Raw genomic sequence first — 5513 nt, forward strand, 5'->3', positions numbered from 1 at the left:
AATGAGCCGCAACTTCGGGATGAAAATGCTCACAATGACAAATCTGTCCACGGAGTGCTTAATCCAACTTACCAAGCTGGGTTACGACGCGACGCCGTTCAACCAGATATTGAAGCAGAACGCAAAAAGAGAGATGAGATTGAGGCTGGGAAAAGTTACTGTAGCCGACGTTTTGGCGGCGCAACCTGTGACGACAAATCTGCTCAAATTTATGCGCGCTTCGATAAAAATGATTGGCGTATCCAACCTGCAGAGTTTTATCGCTTCCATGACGCAGAAGTTAACACTTTCGGATATTTCTGATGAGTCGAAAAATTATCTTGATAAAGCAGGAATTACTACTGCTTGTTTACGAATTAAATCGAAGTGGACTGCTGGCGGAAAATGAGAAAATTCGACCTATCCTTGCGCAGCTCGAGAAGCTCTTACTTTGCGACCTTTCGCCATCAACTAACGATTCTGTCAAAAACTGACGCGTTGGATGAGGAGAAGTGGCTTAATATGCTTGGCACGTTCGTCAAGGACTGGTTTAGATATGAGTCACATTTTGTTCATGGTAGAGATTCTCTTGTTGACATTTTAAAAGAGCGTGGATTACTATCTGAGTCCGATGCTGTTCAACCACTAATAGGTAAGAAATCATGAGTCAAGTTACTGAACAATCCGTACGTTTCCAGACCGCTTTGGCCTCTATTAAGCTCATTCAGGCTTCTGCCGTTTTGGATTTAACCGAAGATGATTTCGATTTTCTGACGAGTAACAAAGTTTGGATTGCTACTGACCGCTCTCGTGCTCGTCGCTGCGTTGAGGCTTGCGTTTATGGTACGCTGGACTTTGTAGGATACCCTCGCTTTCCTGCTCCTGTTGAGTTTATTGCTGCCGTCATTGCTTATTATGTTCATCCCGTCAACATTCAAACGGCCTGTCTCATCATGGAAGGCGCTGAATTTACGGAAAACATTATTAATGGCGTCGAGCGTCCGGTTAAAGCCGCTGAATTGTTCGCGTTTACCTTGCGTGTACGCGCAGGAAACACTGACGTTCTTACTGACGCAGAAGAAAACGTGCGTCAAAAATTACGTGCAGAAGGAGTGATGTAATGTCTAAAGGTAAAAAACGTTCTGGCGCTCGCCCTGGTCGTCCGCAGCCGTTGCGAGGTACTAAAGGCAAGCGTAAAGGCGCTCGTCTTTGGTATGTAGGTGGTCAACAATTTTAATTGCAGGGGCTTCGGCCCCTTACTTGAGGATAAATTATGTCTAATATTCAAACTGGCGCCGAGCGTATGCCGCATGACCTTTCCCATCTTGGCTTCCTTGCTGGTCAGATTGGTCGTCTTATTACCATTTCAACTACTCCGGTTATCGCTGGCGACTCCTTCGAGATGGACGCCGTTGGCGCTCTCCGTCTTTCTCCATTGCGTCGTGGCCTTGCTATTGACTCTACTGTAGACATTTTTACTTTTTATGTCCCTCATCGTCACGTTTATGGTGAACAGTGGATTAAGTTCATGAAGGATGGTGTTAATGCCACTCCTCTCCCGACTGTTAACACTACTGGTTATATTGACCATGCCGCTTTTCTTGGCACGATTAACCCTGATACCAATAAAATCCCTAAGCATTTGTTTCAGGGTTATTTGAATATCTATAACAACTATTTTAAAGCGCCGTGGATGCCTGACCGTACCGAGGCTAACCCTAATGAGCTTAATCAAGATGATGCTCGTTATGGTTTCCGTTGCTGCCATCTCAAAAACATTTGGACTGCTCCGCTTCCTCCTGAGACTGAGCTTTCTCGCCAAATGACGACTTCTACCACATCTATTGACATTATGGGTCTGCAAGCTGCTTATGCTAATTTGCATACTGACCAAGAACGTGATTACTTCATGCAGCGTTACCATGATGTTATTTCTTCATTTGGAGGTAAAACCTCTTATGACGCTGACAACCGTCCTTTACTTGTCATGCGCTCTAATCTCTGGGCATCTGGCTATGATGTTGATGGAACTGACCAAACGTCGTTAGGCCAGTTTTCTGGTCGTGTTCAACAGACCTATAAACATTCTGTGCCGCGTTTCTTTGTTCCTGAGCATGGCACTATGTTTACTCTTGCGCTTGTTCGTTTTCCGCCTACTGCGACTAAAGAGATTCAGTACCTTAACGCTAAAGGTGCTTTGACTTATACCGATATTGCTGGCGACCCTGTTTTGTATGGCAACTTGCCGCCGCGTGAAATTTCTATGAAGGATGTTTTCCGTTCTGGTGATTCGTCTAAGAAGTTTAAGATTGCTGAGGGTCAGTGGTATCGTTATGCGCCTTCGTATGTTTCTCCTGCTTATCACCTTCTTGAAGGCTTCCCATTCATTCAGGAACCGCCTTCTGGTGATTTGCAAGAACGCGTACTTATTCGCCACCATGATTATGACCAGTGTTTCCAGTCCGTTCAGTTGTTGCAGTGGAATAGTCAGGTTAAATTTAATGTGACCGTTTATCGCAATCTGCCGACCACTCGCGATTCAATCATGACTTCGTGATAAAAGATTGAGTGTGAGGTTATAACGCCGAAGCGGTAAAAATTTTAATTTTTGCCGCTGAGGGGTTGACCAAGCGAAGCGCGGTAGGTTTTCTGCTTAGGAGTTTAATCATGTTTCAGACTTTTATTTCTCGCCATAATTCAAACTTTTTTTCTGATAAGCTGGTTCTCACTTCTGTTACTCCAGCTTCTTCGGCACCTGTTTTACAGACACCTAAAGCTACATCGTCAACGTTATATTTTGATAGTTTGACGGTTAATGCTGGTAATGGTGGTTTTCTTCATTGCATTCAGATGGATACATCTGTCAACGCCGCTAATCAGGTTGTTTCTGTTGGTGCTGATATTGCTTTTGATGCCGACCCTAAATTTTTTGCCTGTTTGGTTCGCTTTGAGTCTTCTTCGGTTCCGACTACCCTCCCGACTGCCTATGATGTTTATCCTTTGGATGGTCGCCATGATGGTGGTTATTATACCGTCAAGGACTGTGTGACTATTGACGTCCTTCCCCGTACGCCGGGCAATAATGTTTATGTTGGTTTCATGGTTTGGTCTAACTTTACCGCTACTAAATGCCGCGGATTGGTTTCGCTGAATCAGGTTATTAAAGAGATTATTTGTCTCCAGCCACTTAAGTGAGGTGATTTATGTTTGGTGCTATTGCTGGCGGTATTGCTTCTGCTCTTGCTGGTGGCGCCATGTCTAAATTGTTTGGAGGCGGTCAAAAAGCCGCCTCCGGTGGCATTCAAGGTGATGTGCTTGCTACCGATAACAATACTGTAGGCATGGGTGATGCTGGTATTAAATCTGCCATTCAAGGCTCTAATGTTCCTAACCCTGATGAGGCCGTCCCTAGTTTTGTTTCTGGTGCTATGGCTAAAGCTGGTAAAGGACTTCTTGAAGGTACGTTGCAGGCTGGCACTTCTGCCGTTTCTGATAAGTTGCTTGATTTGGTTGGACTTGGTGGCAAGTCTGCCGCTGATAAAGGAAAGGATACTCGTGATTATCTTGCTGCTGCATTTCCTGAGCTTAATGCTTGGGAGCGTGCTGGTGCTGATGCTTCCTCTGCTGGTATGGTTGACGCCGGATTTGAGAATCAAAAAGAGCTTACTAAAATGCAACTGGACAATCAGAAAGAGATTGCCGAGATGCAAAATGAGACTCAAAAAGAGATTGCTGGCATTCAGTCGGCGACTTCACGCCAGAATACGAAAGACCAGGTATATGCACAAAATGAGATGCTTGCTTATCAACAGAAGGAGTCTACTGCTCGCGTTGCGTCTATTATGGAAAACACCAATCTTTCCAAGCAACAGCAGGTTTCCGAGATTATGCGCCAAATGCTTACTCAAGCTCAAACGGCTGGTCAGTATTTTACCAATGACCAAATCAAAGAAATGACTCGCAAGGTTAGTGCTGAGGTTGACTTAGTTCATCAGCAAACGCAGAATCAGCGGTATGGCTCTTCTCATATTGGCGCTACTGCAAAGGATATTTCTAATGTCGTCACTGATGCTGCTTCTGGTGTGGTTGATATTTTTCATGGTATTGATAAAGCTGTTGCCGATACTTGGAACAATTTCTGGAAAGACGGTAAAGCTGATGGTATTGGCTCTAATTTGTCTAGGAAATAACCGTCAGGATTGACACCCTCCCAATTGTATGTTTTCATGCCTCCAAATCTTGGAGGCTTTTTTATGGTTCGTTCTTATTACCCTTCTGAATGTCACGCTGATTATTTTGACTTTGAGCGTATCGAGGCTCTTAAACCTGCTATTGAGGCTTGTGGCATTTCTACTCTTTCTCAATCCCCAATGCTTGGCTTCCATAAGCAGATGGATAACCGCATCAAGCTCTTGGAAGAGATTCTGTCTTTTCGTATGCAGGGCGTTGAGTTCGATAATGGTGATATGTATGTTGACGGCCATAAGGCTGCTTCTGACGTTCGTGATGAGTTTGTATCTGTTACTGAGAAGTTAATGGATGAATTGGCACAATGCTACAATGTGCTCCCCCAACTTGATATTAATAACACTATAGACCACCGCCCCGAAGGGGACGAAAAATGGTTTTTAGAGAACGAGAAGACGGTTACGCAGTTTTGCCGCAAGCTGGCTGCTGAACGCCCTCTTAAGGATATTCGCGATGAGTATAATTACCCCAAAAAGAAAGGTATTAAGGATGAGTGTTCAAGATTGCTGGAGGCCTCCACTATGAAATCGCGTAGAGGCTTTGCTATTCAGCGTTTGATGAATGCAATGCGACAGGCTCATGCTGATGGTTGGTTTATCGTTTTTGACACTCTCACGTTGGCTGACGACCGATTAGAGGCGTTTTATGATAATCCCAATGCTTTGCGTGACTATTTTCGTGATATTGGTCGTATGGTTCTTGCTGCCGAGGGTCGCAAGGCTAATGATTCACACGCCGACTGCTATCAGTATTTTTGTGTGCCTGAGTATGGTACAGCTAATGGCCGTCTTCATTTCCATGCGGTGCACTTTATGCGGACACTTCCTACAGGTAGCGTTGACCCTAATTTTGGTCGTCGGGTACGCAATCGCCGCCAGTTAAATAGCTTGCAAAATACGTGGCCTTATGGTTACAGTATGCCCATCGCAGTTCGCTACACGCAGGACGCTTTTTCACGTTCTGGTTGGTTGTGGCCTGTTGATGCTAAAGGTGAGCCGCTTAAAGCTACCAGTTATATGGCTGTTGGTTTCTATGTGGCTAAATACGTTAACAAAAAGTCAGATATGGACCTTGCTGCTAAAGGTCTAGGAGCTAAAGAATGGAACAACTCACTAAAAACCAAGCTGTCGCTACTTCCCAAGAAGCTGTTCAGAATCAGAATGAGCCGCAACTTCGGGATGAAAATGCTCACAATGACAAATCTGTCCACGGAGTGCTTAATCCAACTTACCAAGCTGGGTTACGACGCGACGCCGTTCAACCAGATATTGAAGCAGAACGCAAAA

Annotated in this window: 9 protein-coding genes; all 9 read left to right on the forward strand. The window is 44.8% G+C overall.

What is annotated here, in order from left to right; genetic code table 11:
• Window positions 1-54 precede the first annotated feature (54 nt).
• On the forward strand, window positions 55-303 hold the full coding sequence (locus tag CS931_RS13160; protein ID WP_002820105.1) for a hypothetical protein: 249 nt from the start codon (window positions 55-57) through the stop codon (window positions 301-303).
• A complete protein-coding gene (locus CS931_RS13165; RefSeq protein ID WP_002253904.1) occupies window positions 303-473 on the forward strand; it encodes a bacteriophage K family protein in 171 nt (56 codons plus the stop codon). The genes CS931_RS13160 and CS931_RS13165 overlap by 1 nt, the downstream gene beginning before the upstream one ends.
• Entirely contained in the window at window positions 406-645 is a 240-nt protein-coding gene (locus CS931_RS13170; RefSeq protein ID WP_016670801.1) for a phage DNA packaging protein C, read from the forward strand. Before CS931_RS13165 ends, CS931_RS13170 begins: the two co-directional genes overlap by 68 nt.
• Window positions 642-1100, forward strand: a complete 459-nt coding sequence (locus CS931_RS13175; RefSeq protein ID WP_000084700.1) for a scaffolding protein D — start codon at window positions 642-644, stop codon at window positions 1098-1100. The genes CS931_RS13170 and CS931_RS13175 overlap by 4 nt, the downstream gene beginning before the upstream one ends.
• The gene (locus CS931_RS13180) at window positions 1100-1216 is read left to right on the forward strand and encodes a phage DNA packaging protein J (RefSeq protein ID WP_000033471.1); all 117 of its coding nucleotides are present in this window, start codon (window positions 1100-1102) and stop codon (window positions 1214-1216) included. Before CS931_RS13175 ends, CS931_RS13180 begins: the two co-directional genes overlap by 1 nt.
• A gap of 36 nt (window positions 1217-1252) precedes the next feature.
• Window positions 1253-2536, forward strand: a complete 1284-nt coding sequence (locus tag CS931_RS13185; RefSeq protein ID WP_000065572.1) for a major capsid protein — start codon at window positions 1253-1255, stop codon at window positions 2534-2536.
• A gap of 110 nt (window positions 2537-2646) precedes the next feature.
• On the forward strand, window positions 2647-3174 hold the full coding sequence (locus tag CS931_RS13190) for a hypothetical protein (protein ID WP_000487867.1): 528 nt from the start codon (window positions 2647-2649) through the stop codon (window positions 3172-3174).
• 8 nt (window positions 3175-3182) lie between these two features.
• Window positions 3183-4169, forward strand: coding sequence for a Minor spike protein (locus tag CS931_RS13195; protein WP_000466547.1), 987 nt, complete (start codon window positions 3183-3185; stop codon window positions 4167-4169).
• Window positions 4170-4232: 63 nt separating this feature from the next.
• Window positions 4233-5513: replication endonuclease (locus CS931_RS13200; protein WP_086946366.1), on the forward strand; the 1281-nt coding region annotated here is incomplete at its 3' end.

It is taken from the genome of Scatolibacter rhodanostii (assembly GCF_900197595.1).
GTDB lineage: Bacteria > Bacillota > Clostridia > Oscillospirales > Acutalibacteraceae > Scatolibacter > Scatolibacter rhodanostii.

Excerpts from the sequence above, each read along its gene's own strand:
- CS931_RS13165 (WP_002253904.1), top strand. The coding sequence starts at position 303 with ATGAGTCGAAAAATTATCTTGATAAAGCAGGAATTACTACTGCTTGTT.
- CS931_RS13175 (WP_000084700.1), top strand. The coding sequence starts at position 642 with ATGAGTCAAGTTACTGAACAATCCGTACGTTTCCAGACCGCTTTGGCC.
- CS931_RS13180 (WP_000033471.1), top strand. The coding sequence starts at position 1,100 with ATGTCTAAAGGTAAAAAACGTTCTGGCGCTCGCCCTGGTCGTCCGCAG.
- CS931_RS13185 (WP_000065572.1), top strand. The coding sequence starts at position 1,253 with ATGTCTAATATTCAAACTGGCGCCGAGCGTATGCCGCATGACCTTTCC.
- CS931_RS13190 (WP_000487867.1), top strand. The coding sequence starts at position 2,647 with ATGTTTCAGACTTTTATTTCTCGCCATAATTCAAACTTTTTTTCTGAT.
- CS931_RS13195 (WP_000466547.1), top strand. The coding sequence starts at position 3,183 with ATGTTTGGTGCTATTGCTGGCGGTATTGCTTCTGCTCTTGCTGGTGGC.